An 18,064-nucleotide genomic window follows, 5' to 3' on the forward strand; every position below is an offset into this window, starting at 1 on the left:
TTTCCCACATGAGCGAACCATTCGGCACACTTTCCGACGGCACCCCGGTCCACCGCTGGACGCTGGAGCGGGGCGGGGTGCGGGTGCGGGTGCTGTCGTACGGCGGGATCGTGCAGTCGGTCGAGGTCCCGGACCGGGACGGGCAGCGGACGGACGTGGTGCTGGGCTTCGCGGACCTGGAGGGCTATCTGCGCCATCCCGAGCCGTTTCTGGGGGCGTTGGTCGGCCGCTACGCCAACCGCATCGCGGGTGCCCGCTTCACGCTGGACGGGCACACCCACACCCTGGAGGCGAACGACGGCCCGAACACGCTGCACGGTGGCCGCCACGGCTTCGACAAGCGGGTGTGGCACATGGACCCGGTCGAGCACGGGGTACGGCTGTCGCGGGTGAGCCCGGACGCCGAGGGGGGCTTCCCGGGGCGGCTGGAGGTCTCGGCGACCTACACCCTCGACGCACAGGGCGCGCTGCGGATCGCCTACGAGGCCGTCACGGACGCGCCGACGGTGGTGAGCCTGACGAACCACTCGTACTGGAACCTGGCCGGCGCCGGGCACGCGGGCGGGCACGAGCTGCGGATCGCCGCGTCCCGGTACACCCCGGTGGACGGGCAGCTGATCCCGGCCGGCCCGCCGGCGGACGTGGACGGCACCCGCCTGGACTTCCGGGCGGCGCGCACGGTCGGCTCGGGCTACGACCACAACTTCGTCCTCGACAAGGGCGTGACCGAGGCCCCGGTCGAGGTCGCCGAGCTGAGCGACCCGGCGTCCGGGCGAGTGCTCACGGTGGCCACCACCGAGCCCGGGCTCCAGCTCTACACGGCGGACCACCTCGGCGCCCCGCTCTCCCCCGGCGCCGGGATCGCCCTGGAGACCCAGGCCTTTCCGGACTCGCCGAACCGCCCGGACTTCCCGAGCACGGAACTCAGGCCGGGCGGGGTGTACACGTCGGAGACGGTCTACCGCTTCTCGGCGCGTTAGGGCCTGTCGTCAAAGTCGCGTGGTCGCCCGAAGGGCGGCCCTGCGGCGTCAGGTGCGTGCCCTGGGTGCACTGCTCGAAGAGCTCGGGGGAGTGCCGGGCGGAAGCCCTCGCACTGGAGGTACGTGGGGTTCCGCCCGGTGCGGCGGCGGGGGCACCGCCCGCGCGAGCGAAGCCGAGCGTGCATGGCGTCGCGGGGCAGGCGGGAGTCTGACGACAGGCCCTGGAGCGGGCCACGAGCCCCGGTCCAGGGTCAGGTCCCGGACCGGGGCTGCTCATGGGAGGCCCCTCCAGGTCAGACGTTAATCGTCGGGATGACGCGACGGTCGTCGATCGGGCGTTCGGCCGCGACCTCGTACGAACCCTTCACAAACGCCACGCGGTGCCGCCGGGCGGGCCGGGGCGGGGCGCGCTCCCCCAGGTGACGCACCATGGCCCGCGTCACTTCCGTCACGCGATACTGCGAGGCGTCCGGCACCACGCTCCCCACGGCGACGGAAGGGCGGCAACTCCCGTGCATGCGATACGCGTTCGGATCGGCATCCTCGGACTGGCCCTGCTGGCGGGCCTCGCGGCCCCGAGCACCGCGACGGCGGACACGGCCCGCACAGCGACGGTCGAGGAGCAGCGCCTCGACGGGGCCGTCCCCCAGGAGATCCTCAGACGCTCCGGCTTCGACTCGGCGGCACCGCGGCTGGCGCGGGAGCTCGCACAGGCCCACTCGTACGCGCAGGCCGAGCGTGCCGTCGTACGTCAGGGGTCCCTTCTGTGGCGGCGGGCGGTGGACCGGGCGCAGGGGCGGGGCCCCGCCGGCGGTGACCTGAGCCGTGACGACGACCGGCCGCTGTACTGGGCCCGCCTCGGGATGACCCGGGAAGTGCGGACCTGGCAGCCCGGCTTCGGGCTCTCCGACGGCCGACGGACCCGGCTGCTGTCCGAGTTGGAGGTCACCTCACGCGGGCAGGACGCAGTCCGCTATCCGCACGGCCGGGCCGTGAGGCGGATCCTGGTCACCGGTTTCGACCCGTTCACACTGGACCGGGACATCCGTATCTCCAACCCGTCCGGGGCCACCGCGCTGGCGCTCGACGGCACCACGATCCGCACGGCGGACGGCCCGGCCCGCATCGAGGCCGTCGTCTTCCCGGTGCGCTGGCAGGACTTCGCCGATCAGGCCGTGGAGCGCGCCCTGCGGCGGTGGCTGCCGCGGGTGGACCTCTTCACGACGGTGAGCCAGGGACGGGTGGGCCGCTTCGACGTGGAGCGGACCAATGGGGCATGGCGGGGCGGCTTCCCGGACAACGACGGCATCGGCCGCACGGAGACGATCCCGGTGGCCGAGCCGGCCACCCAGCCGCAGTGGACGTCGACGACCCTCCCGTACCAGGCGATCACGTCGGCCGCCACCGGGCGTTTCCCGGTCTACGACCACACGGAGGTCACCGAGGTCCCGGCGGGCGGCGGCGATCCCGTCGTACGGCCGGACGGACCCACCCCGGGGTCGTCGGCGCGAGCCGGGGGCGGCGGCAACTACCTCTCCAACGAGATCGCGTACCGGGCGACGCTGCTGCGGGACCGGCTCGGGCTGCACGACCGGCTGCCGGGCGGCCATCTGCACACCCCGGTCCTGGAGTTCGGGGCGGGGAACACGGACCCGGCGACCGGGACCGTCACCGACCCCGCGTTCGTGCGGAACCGGCTGGACATCATCGCGCAGGTGCGGGCGATCGTGACGGTGGCGGCGGACGCGACGTTCGGCGGGATCAGGAGCCGCTGATCCGCTCGCCCTCGGGGGCGTCGGCGTCGTCGGCGTCCCCGGCCGTCTCCTCGCCCAGCAGATCGCGGGCCAGCAGGGTGGCGCCCGCGACAGCGCCCGGCATCAGGAAGACGGCGACGAAGGGCACGAGGAAGGCGATTCCGAGGGGGGTGCCGAAGCCCCAGACGAGCAGCTTGCGGGAGCGCAGCAGCCTCAGCCGGGCGCGGAGTTCGACGCCCCGGCGCTGGAGGGCGACGGCGGTGAGTTCCTCGGCGAGGAAGAAGCCGGTGACGAAGAAGCCGATCACCGGGACGACGGTCTGGCCGACGAACGGCAGCAGACCGAGGGCGAAGAGCAGCAGGCCCCAGAGCGAGGCGCGGACGAGGATGCGCAGACTGTCGCGCGCCGATATCCACAGTTCGCGGTGGAGGGGCAGACCCGACTGCGGGGCGCTGCCGTCCGGGGAGACGTCACGGTCGACCCGCTCCGAGAGGCTCTCGTAGAAGGGCTGGCCGACCAGCAGGGTGACGGCGGTGAAGGTGAGGACGGCGAGGAGCAGGGCCAGGGCGAACAGCACCACGGTGAGCAGACCGCGGAAGAGGCCGAGCCAGGGGCTCGGCCAGCCGTCGGCGAACGGGGTGGCCCAGGTGACGGCGTCCTCGCCCCAGACGGCCAGCGCGGCGAGCGCGGCCGCGTAGAGCACCAGGGTTATCAGCCCGGGGAGCAGGCCGAAACCGTACTGTCTGCCGTTCCGGGCCACCCATCGCTGGCCCGCGAGAAGATGACCGAATCCCACCCCGAGATCACGCATGGCGGAGACTTTACCGAGCCGCATCCCACCGCCCGAGGCCGGGCCGGACAGGAGCGGAGGCCGCACCCCACGTCCAAGGGCACGGCCTCCGTCGTACGCAACGACCCTGGTCGGCGCACGTCACGGCTTCGGTCAGAGCTTGACGATCATCTTTCCGATGTTGTCGCCGCGCAGGACGCCGAAGAACGCCTCCAGGTTGTTCTCGATGCCCTCGACGACGGTCTCGCGGTACTTCAGCTCGCCGGAGCGGACCCAGCCGCCGACCTCCTGGACGAACTGCGGCTGCAGGTCGTAGTGGTCGCCGACGAGGAAGCCCTCGATACGGCCGCGGGTCTGGATGAGGCGGGACAGGTTCTTCGGGCCGGGCGCGGGCTCGGTGTTGTTGTAGACCGAGATCATGCCGCAGACCGCGATGCGTCCGTCCCGGTTGAGGGAGCCGATGGCGGCCTCGAGGTGGTCGCCGCCGACGTTGTCGAAGTAGACGTCGACGCCGTCCGGCGCGGCCTCGCGCAGCTGCTCGCTCACCGGCCCGTTCTTGTAGTTGAAGGCCGCGTCGAAGCCGTACTCCTCGATCAGGAGCTTGACCTTCTCGTCCGAACCGGCGGAGCCGATGACCCGGGAGGCGCCCTTCAGCTTCGCGATCTGCCCGACCTGGCTGCCGACGGCGCCCGCGGCACCCGACACGAAGACGGAGTCGCCCTCCTTGAAGGCGGCGGTGCGCAGCAGGCCGGCGTAGGCCGTGAGGCCGGTCATGCCGAGCACGCCGAGGTACGTCGACAGCGGCGCGGCCTCCGCGTCCACCTTGACGGCGGTCTCGGCGTTCACGACCGCGTACTCGCGCCAGCCGAGGAAGTGCAGGACGTGGTCGCCGGGCTCGATGCCCTCGACGCCTGAGAGGACGACCTCGCCGACCGCGCCGCCCTGCATGGGCTCGTTCAGCTCGTACGGGGCGGCGTAGGACTTGGCCGCGCTCATCCGGCCGCGCATGTAGGGGTCGACGGAGACGTACTTGTTCCGCACGAGCAGCTGCCCCTCACCCGGCTGTGCCACCTCCGCCTCGACGAGGGCGAAGTCCTCGGGCTCGGGCCAGCCGACGGGGCGGCTGAGCAGGTGCCATTCACGGCTGACGGCGGGGAGGGCGGGGGTCTCGGACATGGGGGCCTTTCCTCACGTGCACGTTGGGCACGAATACTTCAGTACCTGAAACAACGATGCTCCTAAATATTTCAGCCTGTCAAGTAAGGAGGTAATCTGGAAGGCATGGCCGCGCAGAAGACACCCCGGATGGACTCCCTCACGATGGAGGTCCTGGACCTCATCGGATCGGTGGTGGCCCGCTTCCACGAGGAGTACGAGGAGGCGGCGGCCGAGCATGCCCTCACCGGGGCGCAGGCGCGACTGCTGGGGCTGCTGTCGCTGGAGCCGCTGCCGATGCGGCGGGTGGCGCAGAAGCTCAAGTGCGAGCCGTCCAACGTCACCGGCATCGTGGACCGGCTGGAGGCGCGGGGGCTGGTGGAGCGCCGCCCGGACCCGGCGGACCGCCGGGTGAAGGTCGCGGCTGCGACGGAGGAGGGCCGCCGGGTGGCCCGCGGCCTGCGGGAGTCCCTCGACTTCGCCCGCGAACCCCTCGCCGGGCTGTCCCACGAGGAACAGCTGGCCCTGCGGAATCTCCTGCGCCGGATGCTGGGGGACGCCCCCCAGAACGAGGAGTGACGACCGCCCCTACGACCGCCCCCGCGGCCGTTCACACGGACGCTGCCGCCGAGCGCCAGGAGCCAGGACCTACGTGCACCACCAGAGGAACCGATTGCACGTTTTCGTCGGCGACGGGGTGGGGTGCGGGTTCGTCGGCGTCGGATGTGCCGTCGGAGTCGCGCTCGGGGCCGTGGTCGCCGTCGCGGTGGGCGTCGGGTCCGGGCGGCCCGGCAGCCCGGTCGGGGTCGCCGACGGGGTGACCCCGTCCTTCCCCTTGTCCTTGTCGGACTTCTTGTCCTTCGCGGACGCGGACGCCGAGGGGGAGGCGGAGGACGAGGCCGACGACGAGACCGCACCGCCGGTCCCCGCGCCCGCGGTGCCCTTGGACGGCCCGGTCGTCTCCCCCGGGGCGGCCCCGCCGTCCACGGTCTCGTCCCCGGCGGTCGCGGTCTTCGGGGTGGTTCCCGGGGCCTCGACGCCGAGTTCGGCCAGGCTCAGCCCGCCGGCCGCCAGCAGCAGCCCGGCCCCCACGAACAGCACCCGCCGCCGGCGCCGCCGGTGCGCGGCGGCCTTGCGGTCGCGACGGCCGGAGCGCGTGTCACGGCCCTCGTCACGGTCACCGGCCGCGCCGCGCCCCTGGGCGCGCCTGCGGTTCTGTGCCCGCCCGGGTCGCGCGGCGCGGCCCTCGGCGGACGCCTCGTCGTCGTCGGACCCGCTGTCGTCGCGTCCGTCGTCACCGTGGGGGGCGTGCTCGATGGGGCGCGCGGCGCCGTTGTCGGCGTACGCACGCAGTTCCTCGACCGGAGTGCCGCACCCCGGGCAGGCGAGGGCGCCGTTGAGGTGCCTTCGGCACGGGTGGCAGTAGTCCATGACGCCGGAAGACTAAGTTCCACAGACGTCACGTTCCTAGGCCGCACGGTGAATGTTCTGTGGGGAACCGAAAAAATTCTCGAAAGTCTTGCCGAAACCGTTACCAGTGCGCCCCATTGACACCCCCCACACCCCCTCCTTACTGTCACGCCAACATTTCGAACGTGTGACGAAATCTCGAACAGCGGAGGGGCAACTGCCGTGCGCATCACCGGAATCAGCACACACGTGGTCGGGACGCCGTGGCGCAACCTGACGTACGTTCAGGTGCACACCGACGAGGGCCTCACCGGAGTCGGCGAGACCCGGATGCTGGGCCGTACCGACGCGCTGATCGGCTATCTGCGGGAGGCGGAGGCCAATCACCTCCTCGGTTCGGACCCGTTCGCCGTCGAGGACCTCGTCCGCCGCATGAAGTACGGCGACTACGGCCGCGCGGGCGAGATCGTGATGTCCGGCATCGCGGTCGTCGAGATGGCCTGCTGGGACATCAAGGGCAAGGCCCTCGGCGTCCCCGTCTGGCAGCTGCTCGGCGGCAAGGTCACCGACCGGGTCAAGGCCTACGCCAACGGCTGGTACACCACCGAGCGAACCCCGGAGGCGTACCACAAGGCCGCCACGGAGGTGGTCGCCCGTGGCTACCGGGCCCTGAAGATCGACCCCTTCGGCACCGGGCACTTCGAACTGGACCACGAGCAGACCCGCTACTCCGTCTCCCTCATCGAGGCGGTCCGGGACGCGATCGGGCCCGACGTCGAGCTGATGCTGGAGATGCACGGGCGCTTCTCCCCCGCCACCGCCGTCCGGCTGGCCAAGGAGATGGCGCCCTTCCGGCCGGCCTGGCTGGAGGAGCCGGTGCCGCCGGAGAACCTCAAGGCGCTGAAGAAGGTCGCCGAGAAGGTGGACCTGCCGGTCGCCACCGGTGAGCGCATCCACGACCGGATCGAGTTCCGGGAGCTGTTCGAGAACCAGGCCGCCGACATCCTCCAGCCCGATGTCGGTCATATCGGCGGCATCTGGGAGACCCGGAAGCTGGCCGCCACCGCCGAGACCCACTACATGCTGGTCGCCCCGCACAACGTGGGCGGCTCCGTGCTCACCGCGGCCTCCCTCCAGGTCGGCTTCACCTCGCCGAACTTCAAGATCCTGGAGCACTTCAACGACTTCGCCGACGCGGAGATCAAGAAGGTGGTCAAGGGCGCGCCGGAGGTCGTCGACGGCTACTTCCACCTCTCCGACGCCCCCGGCCTGGGGGTCGAGCTGGACACCGACGCGGCGGCGGAGTTCCCGCAGCAGCAGGCCCGGTTCGACCTGTGGGCCGACGGCTGGGAGCAGCGCCGGCCGAAGGGCACCGAGTGAGCACCGCGGTCGTCGTCGAGGGGCCCGGCGAGCACCGGCTCGTGGCGCACGCGCCACGCGATCCGGGCCCCGGCGAGGCGCTGGTCGACGTGCACGCGGTCGGCATCTGCGGCAGCGACCGCGAGGTGTACCAGGGCAACCGGCCCGAGGGATATGTCCGTTATCCGCTCACCCCCGGCCATGAGTGGTCCGGCACGGTCCGGTCCGTCGGCGCCGGGGTGCCGGGGTCCCTGGCCGGCCGCAAGGTCGTCGGGGAGGGCTTTCGCAACTGCCAGGTCTGCGACCGCTGCCACGCGGGCGAGACGACGCTGTGCACCTCGGGGTACGAGGAGACCGGCTTCACCCAGCCCGGCGCGATGGCCGCCACGCTGACCCTGCCGGCCCGGCTGCTGCACATGCTGCCGGACGACGCCGATCTCACCGCCGCCGCGCTCCTGGAGCCCGCCGCCTGCATCGCGGCCGCCGCGCTGAAGGCGAACGCGCAGCCCGGCGAGCGGGTCGCGGTGGTCGGCACCGGCACGCTCGGCATGTTCGCCGTGCAGTTCCTGACGGCCGTCTCCCCGGCCGCCCTGCTGGTGGTCGGCAGCGGACGGGACCGCGAGGCCCTGTCCCGGCAGTTCGGCGCAACCGACTTCCGCACCCGGGACCAGACGCTCCCCGACGACATCGACGTCGTCATCGAGACCGCCGGGTCCGCGTCCGCGGCGCGCACCGCCGCCGGTCTGCTCAGGCGCGGCGGACGGCTCGTCCTGACGGGCATCCCGGCGCCGGGCGCCGAGGGACTCGACCCCACCGACCTCGTCGTACGGCAGCTGGAGGTGCACACCGTGTTCGGGGCGCCGCCGGACGCCTGGGCGCACACGGTGCGGGTCTTCGGCGCCGGGCTGCTCGATCCGCTGCCGCTGGTCACGCACGAGCTGCCGCTCACCGAGTTCCCGGCGGCCATCGAGCTGGTGGGGGCCGGGGATCCGAAGGTCGGCAAGGTCCTGCTGCGGCCTTGACGCCTTCCGGAGGCGTACGCCGGTACGGAGTCACCTGACAGCTCCGTACCGGCGTGGGCCCGGCCCTCCCACACCCCAAGCCACGAACGATGTTCGAAATACCGAACACGCGAACACGAAGGACACCTCGTGACCGACTCCGCTACCGCCGCCCGCAGGCCCGGTGAGCAGGCCCTCGCCACGCTCGGCCTGGCCGGGCCCGCCCTCTCTTCCGCCGACGCCTCGCCCCACACCTTCCCGGGGGGCGGCCGCTGGCGCACCGAGATCCCCTCGTGCGAGGGGCCCGAGGCGCTGGCGGTGGTCCTCAAGGAGTCCTCGCGGCTCGATGTGCCGATCCACCGGATCAGCCAGGGCAGCGGCGTATGGATGCTGACCGACGCCGAGATCACCGAGATGGTCGAGGCCACCCGCGCACGCGACATCGAACTCTGCCTGTTCACCGGCCCGCGCGGCACCTGGGACATCGGCGGCTCGGTCCGTTCCGACTCGCGCGGCGCCGGCCTGCGGGCGCGCGGTCACGACGCGGTGGCCGGATGCGTCGAGGACGCCGTACGGGCCACCGAGCTGGGCGTCCAGTGCCTGCTCGTCGCCGACGAGGGCGTGCTGTGGACCCTGCACCGCGCCCGGCAGGAGGGGATCATCCCGGCCGACACCACCCTGAAGGTCTCGGCCCTGGTCGGCCCGGTCAATCCGGCTTCGTACGCCGTGTACGAGCGGCTCGGCGCCGACTCGGTCAACGTCCCCAGCGATCTGACACTGCACCACCTGACGGAGATCCGGAGGGTCTCCGCCGCCCCCATGGACATGTACATCGAGGCCCCCGACGACCTCGGCGGCTATGTGCGGATGTACGAGGTCGCCGAGCTGATCCGGCGCGGCGCACCGCTGTACCTGAAGTTCGGCCTGTCCAAGGCGCCCGGGATCTACCCCTACGGGACGCATCTGCGGGACGTGACCCTGGACACCGCCCGGGAGCGGGTGCGGCGCGGCCGGCTCGCTCTCGACCTGCTCGCCCGGCACGGCGCGGACGGCGGCATGGCGCCGCTCGGCTCCCGGCTGCCCGGTTCGCTCAACCGATTCCCCACCGGCGCCTGAACCGCCGGCCGCACCCCTCTCCACGACGAGTAGAACAAGGACTGATCAGCATGCGTACTCGCAGAGCCGCTCTCACCGCGATAGCCGGCGCCGCCTCCCTGGCCCTCACCCTGACCGCCTGCGGCCAGAACGGCTCGGGCGGCAGCAAGGAGGGCACGGGAAGCGCCAAGGGCGGAACCATCGGCATCGCGATGCCGACCAAGTCCTCCGAGCGCTGGATCAACGACGGCAACAACGTCGTCAAGGACCTCCAGTCCAAGGGGTACAAGACCAAGCTGGTCTACGGCGAGGACGACCCGGACACCCAGGTCTCGCAGATCGAGAACCTGATCACCCAGGGCGTCAAGGGCCTGATCATCGCGGCCATCGACAACAAGTCGCTGAACAACGTGCTGCAGCAGGCCGCCCAGGCGAAGATCCCGGTCATCGCCTACGACCGGCTGATCCTCGGCACCAAGGACGTCGACTACTACGCCTCGTTCGACAACGAGAAGGTCGGCGTGCTGCAGGGCACGTACATCGTGCACAAGCTCGGCCTGGACAGCGGCAAGAAGGGCCCGTTCAACATCGAGCTGTTCGCCGGGTCGAACGACGACAACAACACCAAGTACTTCTTCGGCGGCGCGATGAGCGTGCTCCAGCCGTACATCGACAAGAAGGAGCTGGTGGTCAGGTCCGGCCAGACCAAGCTCAACCAGGTCACCACCCTGCGCTGGGACGGCACCACCGCGCAGAAGCGCATGGAGGACGTCCTCACCTCCGCCTACAAGAGCGGCAAGGTCGACGCTGTGCTCTCGCCCTACGACGGCATCTCGATCGGCATCCTGTCCGCGCTGAAGTCGGACGGCTACGGCTCGGGAAGCAAGCCGCTGCCGGTCATCACCGGCCAGGACGCCGAGCTCGCGTCGGTGAAGTCGATCATCGCCGGTGAGCAGACGCAGACCGTCTACAAGGACACCCGCCAGCTCGCCAAGGTCGCCGCGGCCATGGTCGACGACGCCCTCAACGGCAAGACGCCGCAGACCAACGACACCAAGACCTACGACAACGGCACCAAGGTCGTCCCCGCCTACCTGCTCCAGCCGGTGAGCGTCGACAAGGCCAACTACGAGGACGTCCTGGTCAAGGGCGGCTACTACACCGACGCCCAGCTGAAGTAGCCGACGCATCCCCCACCGACCGCAACGACTGGAAGGCACGACCATGGCGGGACCCGTCCTGGAAATGCGCTCGATCGTCAAGACCTTTCCCGGCGTCAAGGCGCTGTCGGACGTCAATCTGACCGTCCGGCGGGGCGAGGTCCACGCCATCTGCGGGGAGAACGGCGCCGGCAAGTCGACCCTGATGAAGGTCCTCTCCGGCGTCCACCCGCACGGCAGTTACGAGGGGGACATCCTCTTCGAGGGAGAGATCTGCCGCTTCAGGGACATCCGGGCGAGCGAGCAGCACGGCATCGTCATCATCCACCAGGAACTGGCGCTGGTGCCGTATCTCTCCATCGCCGAGAACATCTTCCTCGGCAATGAACACGCCACCCGCGGGTTCATCAACTGGAACGACACGCTCAGGCACGCCACCGAACTGCTGCGCCGCGTCGGCCTCGACGAGCACCCGGAGACCCGGATCACCGACATCGGCGTGGGCAAGCAGCAGCTCGTGGAGATCGCCAAGGCCCTGTCGAAATCGGTGAAGCTGCTCATCCTCGACGAGCCGACGGCGGCCCTGAACGACGAGGACAGCGGCAAACTCCTCGATCTCATCCTGGAGTTGAAGAACCAGGGCATCACCTCGATCATCATCTCCCACAAGCTGAACGAGATCCGCCGGGTCGCCGACTCGGTGACGATCATCCGCGACGGGCAGTCCATCGAGACGCTCGACGTGAAGGCGCCGGAGACCACCGAGGACCGGATCATCAGCGGCATGGTCGGCCGCGACCTCGACCACCGCTTCCCCGAGCGCACGTCGTACGAGGGAGCGGCGGACGCGGCCCCGGCCCTGGAGATCCGCGACTGGACCGTGCTCCACCCGATCGACCAGCAGCGCAAGGTCGTCGACGACGTGTCGATCGAGGTGCGGCGCGGGGAGATCGTCGGTGTCGCGGGGCTGATGGGCGCCGGCCGCACCGAGCTGGCGATGAACGTCTTCGGGCGCACCTACGGCCGGTACGCGGGCGGCACGGTGCTCAAGGACGGCGCGGAGATCCGTACGAAGACCGTCGCCGAGGCGGTCGGGCACGGCATCGCGTACGTCACCGAGGACCGCAAGCACTACGGCCTCAACCTCATCGACACCATCAACCGCAACATCTCGCTGACCGCGCTCGGCAAGGTCGCCAAGCGCGGGATCGTCGACGAACACGCGGAGCGCCAGGTCTCCGAGGGCTTCCGCACGTCCATGAACATCAAGGCGCCGACGGTCTTCGAACCGGTCGGCAAGCTGTCCGGCGGCAACCAGCAGAAGGTCGTCCTCAGCAAGTGGATCTTCGCCGGTCCGGACGTGCTGATCCTGGACGAGCCCACGCGCGGCATCGACGTGGGCGCCAAGTACGAGATCTACACGGTCATCGACCAGCTGGCCGCGCAGGGCAAGGCGGTCGTCTTCATCTCCTCCGAGCTGCCGGAGCTGCTCGGCATGTGCGACCGCATCTACACGATGGCCGCGGGACGGCTGACAGGTGAGGTGCCGCGGGCCGAGGCCACGCAGGAAGTGCTGATGCGCCACATGACGAAGGACAAAGAGGTAACCCGATGAGCACGGATGTGACCGCCAAGACCCCGGCCCCCGCGCCGCCGGGCAGGAGCGGATCGGCCACGGGCGACGGCCTGCTCCGGCTGGTGCTGAACGGCCTGCGCCGCAACATGCGGCAGTACGGCATGCTGATCGCGCTCGGTCTGATCGTCGTCCTCTTCCAGATCTGGACCGGCGGCGACCTGCTGCTGCCGCGCAACGTCTCCAACCTGGTCCTGCAGAACAGCTACATCCTGATCCTCGCGATCGGCATGATGCTGGTGATCATCGCCGGGCACATCGACCTGTCGGTCGGCTCGCTGACGGCGTTCGTGGGCGCGTTCGCGGCCGTGCTGACGGTGCAGCACAGTGTGGCGTGGCCGATCGCCCTCGTGCTGTGCCTGCTGGTGGGCGCGGTCGCGGGGTCGGTGCAGGGCTATCTGATCGCCTATCTCGGCATACCGTCGTTCATCGTCACCCTCGCCGGGATGCTGCTCTTCCGCGGGCTCACCGAGATCCTGCTCAAGGGGCAGACCCTCGGCCCGTTCCCGGACGGGCTGCAGAAGCTCGGCAACGGATTCCTGCCCGAGGTCGGTCCGAACACCAACTACCACAACCTGACGCTGCTGCTCGGTCTCGTCCTGATCGCCGCCGTGGTGTGGCAGGAGGTGCGCGACCGGCGCCGGCAGCAGGAGTTCGCCCTGGACGTGCTGCCCGCGCGGCTGTTCGCGCTGAAGCTCGTCGCCCTGGTCGCCGCGATCCTCGCCCTCACGATGCTGCTCGCCAGCTACAACGGCGCTCCGATCATCCTCATCGTCCTCGGCGTCCTGGTGGTCGGTTACGGCTACGTGATGCGCAACGCCGTCTTCGGCCGCCACATCTACGCCATCGGCGGCAACCTGCCGGCGGCCAAGCTGTCCGGCGTCAAGGACAAGAGGGTCACCTTCCAGGTCTTCCTGAACATGGGCGTGCTCGCGGCCCTGGCCGGTCTGGTGGTCGCCGCCCGGCTGAACGCGGCCTCGCCGAAGGCGGGCGTGAACTTCGAGCTCGAGGCGATCGCCTCGTCGTTCATCGGCGGCGCGTCCATGAGCGGCGGTGTGGGCACCGTCCTCGGCGCGATCATCGGTGGTCTCGTCCTCGGCGTGCTGAACAACGGCATGAACCTCCTCAGCGTCGGCACCGACTGGCAGCAGGTCATCAAGGGCCTCGCCCTGCTGGTGGCGGTCGGCTTCGACGTGTGGAACAAGCGCAAGTCCGGTTCGTAGGTCAGCTCGGGCCCCGCCGGTCAGCGGCGGGGCCCATTCCTCACGGGAGCCGCACATGGAACTGAACAGACGCACGGTCATCGCCGGCGCCGCGGCAGCGGGTATCGCCGCGACCACCCTGGGCACGGGCACGGCACAGGCCGCCTCGGGAAGCCGGAAGCCGGTGAGGGAACTCTTCGGCAGGCTGGCCGACGGCACCAAGGTCCACCGCTGGTCGCTGGAGAACGGCGGCACCCGCCTGAAGGTCCTGAACTGGGGCGGTGTGGTCCAGGGCCTGGAGATCCCCGACCGGCACGGCCGCTACGCCAACGTCTCCCTGGGCTTCGCCGACATCGACGACTACGTGGCGAAGACCCCCTACTTCGGTGCCCTCATCGGCCGCTACGGCAACCGCATCGCCAAGGGCCGGTTCACCCTGGACGGCAAGAGCCACCAGCTGTCCGTCAACGACGGCGTGAACAGCCTGCACGGCGGCACGCAGGGCTTCGACAAGCACATCTGGGACATCGAGCCGTTCACCAAGGGCTCCGAGGTCGGCCTGCACCTCCACTACACCAGCGTCGACGGCGAGATGGGCTACCCGGGGACGCTCAGGGCGACGGTGACGTACACCCTCACCAGGCACGGCGACTGGCGCATCGACTACGAGGCCACCACCGACAAGGCCACGGTCGTCAACCTCACCAACCACACCTACTGGAACCTCGCGGGCGAGGGCACCGGCGGCATCGAGGGCCACGAGCTGACGATCGCCGCGAGCCGCTACACCCCCACCGACTCGGGCCTGATCCCCACGGGCGAGCTGGCCACGGTCGCCGGCACCCCCTTCGACTTCCGGCACGCCAAGACCATCGGCCGGGACATCCGGGCGGGCCATGTGCAGCAGGTGCAGGCCAAGGGCTACGACCACAACTGGGTCCTCGACAAGGGCATCACGGCGAAGCCCGAGCACATCGCGACCCTCCGCGACCCGCACTCCGGCCGCACCCTGAAGATCGCCACCGACCAGCCGGGCCTGCAGTTCTACTCGGGCAACTTCCTCGACGGCACGCTCGTCGGCACCGGCGGCCACACCTACCGCCAGGGCGACGCGCTCTGCCTGGAGACCCAGCACTTCCCGGACTCGCCCAACCACGCGAACTTCCCGTCGACCGTGCTGCGGCCAGGGCAGACGTACCGGTCGACGACGATCCACACGTTCAGCGCGTGACGCACCGGAGGTGGAACCGGTTCCCGAAGTCACACGCGTTTCACACCGGTTGAACAACCCCCCCTCCGTATCCGTATGAACGGGTGGCCCGCGCTCCCCCGCGCGGGCCACCCCAGGACAACGGGCCGCCGTCCCCACCGGGCCCGCTCATACGGAGGTTCCATGGCCGACAACGTCGCCTCGTTGTTCCGCAGCGCGACGGCGCACAGCCCCTCGATGGCGGCGCTGACGCGGGAGGGCGGCGACGGAACGGGGCCCGTGGACTTCTGCATCCCGTGCAACCCCTACTTCCCGACGCCCGCCATGTACGACGAGATGGCGGGCCGGCTGCGCGAGATCATCACGTACTACCCGAGCAGCGCCGACACGATCACGGCCGAGCTGTGCAATCTGCTCCAGCTGCCGGCGCAGTGCGTGGCCATGGGCAACGGCTCGACCGAGCTGATCACCTGGATCGACCATCTGCTGGTCCGCGAGTCCCTCGCCGTCCCCGTCCCCACCTTCGGCCGCTGGACCGACCAGCCCATGGAGACCGGCAAGCGGGTCGACATGTTCCCGCTCCAGGAGTCCAGCGGTTTCGCCCTGGACCTGGCCCAGTACTCCGAGTTCATCCGCAAGCGCGGCACCCGCGTCGCCGTCGTCTGCAACCCCAACAACCCCGACGGCGGGTTCGTGCCGCGGCAGGCGCTGGTGCAGTTCATGGACGCGATGGCGCACCTGGACCTGATCGTGATCGACGAGTCGTTCCTGGAGTTCGCCGACGCCGAGAACGAGCCCAGCGTCGTCCAGGACGCCGTGCTGCGGCCCAACGTCATCGTGCTCCGCAGCCTCGGCAAGAACTTCGGCCTGCACGGCATCCGCTTCGGCTATCTGGTCGCCAACCCCGCGCTCGCACAAAAAATCCGCTCGATGCTGCCGAAGTGGAACCTCAACTCCTTCGCCGAGCACGTGGTCTTCATGCTGAAGGAGCACGGCGCCGAGTACCTGGAGAGCCTGCACCAGGTCCGCCGGGACCGTCTGGAGATGTCCCGCCAGCTCTCCCAGCTGCCCGGTCTGACGGTCTACCCGTCCCAGGGCAACTTCCTCTTCGTCCGCCTCCCGGTGGGCGCCGAGGGCACCGTGGTCCGCGATCGGCTGCTGGCCGAGCACCGGATCCTGGTCCGCGAGTGCGGCAACAAGATCGGTTCGTCCAGCCGCTTCCTGCGCCTCGTGGTGCGCCCCGAGGTGGACGTGCGTCGCCTGGTGTCCGCCCTGGAGCAGGTGCTCTACGGGGCCAGGAGGGGAACCGCCGTGCCCGAGCTGAGCACAGGGACCAGCTACAGCTCGGGCACGGCGGCCGTGGACCGGCTGGTCAGCGAGACCAACGGGACGGGGCTGCCGCTCGCCGCCCAGGCCGCGGCGATGCCGCAGCTCGCCCCGGGCTCGGCCCCCGCGCCGGCGCCCGCGCCTGTGCCTGCGCCGGCCGCCGCCCCGGCGCCCGCGCCGACTCCGCTGCCGACCCCCGCCCCCATGGCCGTCCCGGCCCCTCCCCCGGTCCCCGCACCGGTCCCGGCGCCGATGCCCGTCCCCGCGGCGGCCGCTCCGGTCTCCGCTCCCGCTCCGCTGCCGATGGCCCCGCCGCCGGGGACGGTCCCGGCCGCCGCCATGCCCCCGGGGTTCGTCCCGGCACCCGCGGCCGGGCTTCAGGCCGTTCCGCAGACGGGTCTGCCCGGACTCGCGGCGGCCGCCCAGAACCGGCGCGGCATGCCCGGCATGCCCGCCGCGGGCGGTCTCACGGCCGCGCAGGTACGCGGCCGCACCCAGCCGGAGCCGGTCCCGGAGCCCACGGGCTGGCCCGCGGCGGGCGCGATGTACAACCAGGTCGGCTGAGCCGCCCGCCCCCGCCGGGCCCACTCGGCCGTAGCGCACCGGACGCCGTCGGCGGCCACGAGGGAGTTCCTCGTGGCCGCCGACGGCGTTCGTCGTATGCGGCCCGATGCACCGGGCGTCGACCGTCTCCGCGCCCCTCCCCACCGTCACCGTATGCCCGATTTGAACCTATAAATCACAAAACACCGCTTCATAGCCATCCGCGCCATTGAGGCTCTTAGTCCGAATTGTTAGATAAGTGCGATCGCAAAGCCCCAATTCCCGATTTTCATCCGGCGTGATGCACTTCACTTACGAAGCACGCTAGTGCTTTATGCGGCCCTTAAACCTCGCGGATTCAGCACGGGAATCCGGTCCGATGCCCCGGTCCAACTAGGCAACCTAGTAAAAGGGGTAATTGTTTAGTTATTCCCGACGGCTAACAATGAGCCCGCCGCAGGACGACGCAAGACGAAATGCGGTGCTGATTGCCGAGGGAACCGGCAACTGCGCTCAATGCAATCCGTTGGAATGAGGACCGCACCATGCCCCGTCACGCCGCTAAGCGCTCGTCCCGGACACGCCGGTTCTCCGCCGGTGGCGCCGTCACCGTCGGCACCCTTGCCCTGGCCTGCACGGCCCTGTTCGGAACGGCCGTAGCCGCCCAGGCCGCCCCGGCCACCAAGACCCCCAAGGCCGCTCAGGCCACCAAGGCCATCAAGGCGGCCCTTGCCGCCAAGGCCACCGCCGCGACCTACACCGTCCGGCCCGGCGACCACCTCGCCTCGATAGCCCGCGCCCACAAGGTGCCCGGCGGCTGGCCCGCCATCGCGACGGCGAACCACCTCTTCAGCCCCTACGTCCTCCAGCCGGGTCAGGTCCTGACCCTGCCCACCGGGTCGACCGCCACCGCGCCGGCCAAGACCGCCACCCCCGCCAAGACCACCGCGACGCCCGCCACGGTCGGGACCTACGCCAACAACCTGGACGGCTGGATCAAGCACTCGCTGGCGGTCATGAAGCAGAACGGCATTCCGGGAAGCTACAACGGCATTTACCGCAATGTGATCCGTGAGTCCTCGGGCAACCCGATGGCGATCAACCTGTGGGACTCCAACGCCGCGGCCGGCATCCCTTCCAAGGGACTGCTCCAGGTGATCCAGCCGACGTTCAACGCGTACCACGTGCCCGGAACGTCGTGGAACATCTACGACCCGGTCGCCAACATCACCGCCGCGTGCAACTACGCGCACCACCGCTACGGTTCGATCGACAACGTGAACGGCCCCTACTGACAGGCCTGAATCGTGATACGGGGTGGTGGGGGGCCCCCGGCGCCCCCCCCCCCCCCCGGGGGGAAAAAAACCCCCCCCCCCCCCCCCCGCCGGCCCCCCCCCCCCCCCCCCCCCCCCCCCGCCCCCCCCCGGCCGGCCGGGCCCCACCCCA

The 18,064-nt window shown here is 70.5% G+C and carries 16 protein-coding genes; 12 read left to right on the forward strand and 4 right to left on the reverse strand.

The window, feature by feature from the left end; all coding sequences use genetic code 11:
• The first annotated feature begins 8 nt into the window (after positions 1-8).
• Complete coding sequence (locus tag ACFY2Z_RS36710) at positions 9-980, forward strand: aldose epimerase family protein (RefSeq protein WP_390748323.1); 972 nt, start codon at positions 9-11, stop codon at positions 978-980.
• A 293-nt stretch (positions 981-1,273) separates the two neighbouring features.
• Here ACFY2Z_RS36710 and ACFY2Z_RS36715 read toward each other — a convergent pair whose 3' ends face one another.
• Positions 1,274-1,459 carry a hypothetical protein gene (locus tag ACFY2Z_RS36715; RefSeq protein WP_390748324.1) on the reverse strand — a complete coding sequence of 62 codons (186 nt, stop codon included), beginning with the start codon at positions 1,457-1,459 and terminating at the stop codon, positions 1,274-1,276.
• Between the two features lie 33 nt (positions 1,460-1,492).
• Here ACFY2Z_RS36715 and ACFY2Z_RS36720 point away from each other — a divergent pair, with 33 nt between their 5' ends.
• Positions 1,493-2,755 (forward strand): pyroglutamyl peptidase, encoded by a 1,263-nt coding sequence (locus tag ACFY2Z_RS36720; RefSeq protein WP_390748325.1) that lies wholly within the window; start codon positions 1,493-1,495, stop codon positions 2,753-2,755.
• Here ACFY2Z_RS36720 and ACFY2Z_RS36725 read toward each other — a convergent pair.
• Both ACFY2Z_RS36725 and ACFY2Z_RS36730 read right to left on the reverse strand, forming a co-directional pair.
• Positions 2,742-3,545, reverse strand: a complete 804-nt coding sequence (locus ACFY2Z_RS36725; RefSeq protein ID WP_390748326.1) for an EI24 domain-containing protein — start codon at positions 3,543-3,545, stop codon at positions 2,742-2,744. The two genes, ACFY2Z_RS36720 and ACFY2Z_RS36725, sit on opposite strands and share 14 nt — an antisense overlap.
• A 132-nt stretch (positions 3,546-3,677) precedes the next feature.
• Positions 3,678-4,700 carry an NADP-dependent oxidoreductase gene (locus ACFY2Z_RS36730; protein WP_390748327.1) on the reverse strand — a complete coding sequence of 341 codons (1,023 nt, stop codon included), beginning with the start codon at positions 4,698-4,700 and terminating at the stop codon, positions 3,678-3,680.
• 105 nt (positions 4,701-4,805) lie between these two features.
• Here ACFY2Z_RS36730 and ACFY2Z_RS36735 point away from each other — a divergent pair, with 105 nt between their 5' ends.
• Positions 4,806-5,258: a MarR family winged helix-turn-helix transcriptional regulator gene (locus ACFY2Z_RS36735; RefSeq protein ID WP_390748328.1), complete on the forward strand. Its 453-nt coding sequence runs from the start codon at positions 4,806-4,808 to the stop codon at positions 5,256-5,258.
• A gap of 69 nt (positions 5,259-5,327) precedes the next feature.
• On the opposite strand, the gene ACFY2Z_RS36740 is transcribed toward ACFY2Z_RS36735, so the two are convergent.
• A complete protein-coding gene (locus tag ACFY2Z_RS36740; protein WP_390748329.1) occupies positions 5,328-6,110 on the reverse strand; it encodes a hypothetical protein in 783 nt (260 codons plus the stop codon).
• 201 nt (positions 6,111-6,311) lie between these two features.
• On the opposite strand from ACFY2Z_RS36740, the gene ACFY2Z_RS36745 reads away from it, so the two are divergent.
• The 9 genes from ACFY2Z_RS36745 (at position 6,312) to ACFY2Z_RS36785 (ending at position 17,913) form a co-directional block, all read left to right on the forward strand.
• Entirely contained in the window at positions 6,312-7,469 is a 1,158-nt protein-coding gene (locus ACFY2Z_RS36745) for a mandelate racemase/muconate lactonizing enzyme family protein (RefSeq protein WP_390748330.1), read from the forward strand.
• Positions 7,466-8,470, forward strand: a complete 1,005-nt coding sequence (locus ACFY2Z_RS36750; protein ID WP_390748331.1) for a zinc-binding dehydrogenase — start codon at positions 7,466-7,468, stop codon at positions 8,468-8,470. Before ACFY2Z_RS36745 ends, ACFY2Z_RS36750 begins: the two co-directional genes overlap by 4 nt.
• Positions 8,471-8,599: 129 nt before the next feature.
• Complete coding sequence (locus ACFY2Z_RS36755) at positions 8,600-9,565, forward strand: hypothetical protein (protein WP_390748332.1); 966 nt, start codon at positions 8,600-8,602, stop codon at positions 9,563-9,565.
• Positions 9,566-9,615: 50 nt separating this feature from the next.
• Positions 9,616-10,725, forward strand: a complete 1,110-nt coding sequence (gene chvE / locus ACFY2Z_RS36760; protein ID WP_390748333.1) for a multiple monosaccharide ABC transporter substrate-binding protein — start codon at positions 9,616-9,618, stop codon at positions 10,723-10,725.
• A 43-nt stretch (positions 10,726-10,768) separates the two neighbouring features.
• Positions 10,769-12,319, forward strand: coding sequence for a multiple monosaccharide ABC transporter ATP-binding protein (gene mmsA / locus ACFY2Z_RS36765; RefSeq protein ID WP_390748334.1), 1,551 nt, complete (start codon positions 10,769-10,771; stop codon positions 12,317-12,319).
• Positions 12,316-13,560 (forward strand): multiple monosaccharide ABC transporter permease, encoded by a 1,245-nt coding sequence (gene mmsB / locus ACFY2Z_RS36770; RefSeq protein ID WP_390748335.1) that lies wholly within the window; start codon positions 12,316-12,318, stop codon positions 13,558-13,560. Before mmsA ends, mmsB begins: the two co-directional genes overlap by 4 nt.
• 55 nt (positions 13,561-13,615) lie before the next feature.
• Positions 13,616-14,770 (forward strand): aldose epimerase family protein, encoded by a 1,155-nt coding sequence (locus ACFY2Z_RS36775; RefSeq protein WP_390748336.1) that lies wholly within the window; start codon positions 13,616-13,618, stop codon positions 14,768-14,770.
• A gap of 162 nt (positions 14,771-14,932) precedes the next feature.
• Complete coding sequence (locus tag ACFY2Z_RS36780; RefSeq protein WP_390748337.1) at positions 14,933-16,639, forward strand: pyridoxal phosphate-dependent aminotransferase; 1,707 nt, start codon at positions 14,933-14,935, stop codon at positions 16,637-16,639.
• Positions 16,640-17,163: 524 nt separating this feature from the next.
• On the forward strand, positions 17,164-17,913 hold the full coding sequence (locus ACFY2Z_RS36785; protein WP_390748338.1) for a LysM peptidoglycan-binding domain-containing protein: 750 nt from the start codon (positions 17,164-17,166) through the stop codon (positions 17,911-17,913).
• Positions 17,914-18,064: the final 151 nt, after the last annotated feature.

Source organism: Streptomyces sp. NPDC001222, from assembly GCF_042896945.1.
GTDB lineage: Bacteria > Actinomycetota > Actinomycetes > Streptomycetales > Streptomycetaceae > Streptomyces > Streptomyces gibsoniae.

Excerpts from the sequence above, each read along its gene's own strand:
- ACFY2Z_RS36725 (WP_390748326.1), bottom strand. The coding sequence starts at position 3,545 with ATGCGTGATCTCGGGGTGGGATTCGGTCATCTTCTCGCGGGCCAGCGA.
- ACFY2Z_RS36730 (WP_390748327.1), bottom strand. The coding sequence starts at position 4,700 with ATGTCCGAGACCCCCGCCCTCCCCGCCGTCAGCCGTGAATGGCACCTG.
- ACFY2Z_RS36780 (WP_390748337.1), top strand. The coding sequence starts at position 14,933 with ATGGCCGACAACGTCGCCTCGTTGTTCCGCAGCGCGACGGCGCACAGC.
- chvE (WP_390748333.1), top strand. The coding sequence starts at position 9,616 with ATGCGTACTCGCAGAGCCGCTCTCACCGCGATAGCCGGCGCCGCCTCC.
- ACFY2Z_RS36740 (WP_390748329.1), bottom strand. The coding sequence starts at position 6,110 with ATGGACTACTGCCACCCGTGCCGAAGGCACCTCAACGGCGCCCTCGCC.
- mmsA (WP_390748334.1), top strand. The coding sequence starts at position 10,769 with ATGGCGGGACCCGTCCTGGAAATGCGCTCGATCGTCAAGACCTTTCCC.
- ACFY2Z_RS36775 (WP_390748336.1), top strand. The coding sequence starts at position 13,616 with ATGGAACTGAACAGACGCACGGTCATCGCCGGCGCCGCGGCAGCGGGT.
- ACFY2Z_RS36735 (WP_390748328.1), top strand. The coding sequence starts at position 4,806 with ATGGCCGCGCAGAAGACACCCCGGATGGACTCCCTCACGATGGAGGTC.
- mmsB (WP_390748335.1), top strand. The coding sequence starts at position 12,316 with ATGAGCACGGATGTGACCGCCAAGACCCCGGCCCCCGCGCCGCCGGGC.
- ACFY2Z_RS36785 (WP_390748338.1), top strand. The coding sequence starts at position 17,164 with ATGCCCCGTCACGCCGCTAAGCGCTCGTCCCGGACACGCCGGTTCTCC.
- ACFY2Z_RS36710 (WP_390748323.1), top strand. The coding sequence starts at position 9 with ATGAGCGAACCATTCGGCACACTTTCCGACGGCACCCCGGTCCACCGC.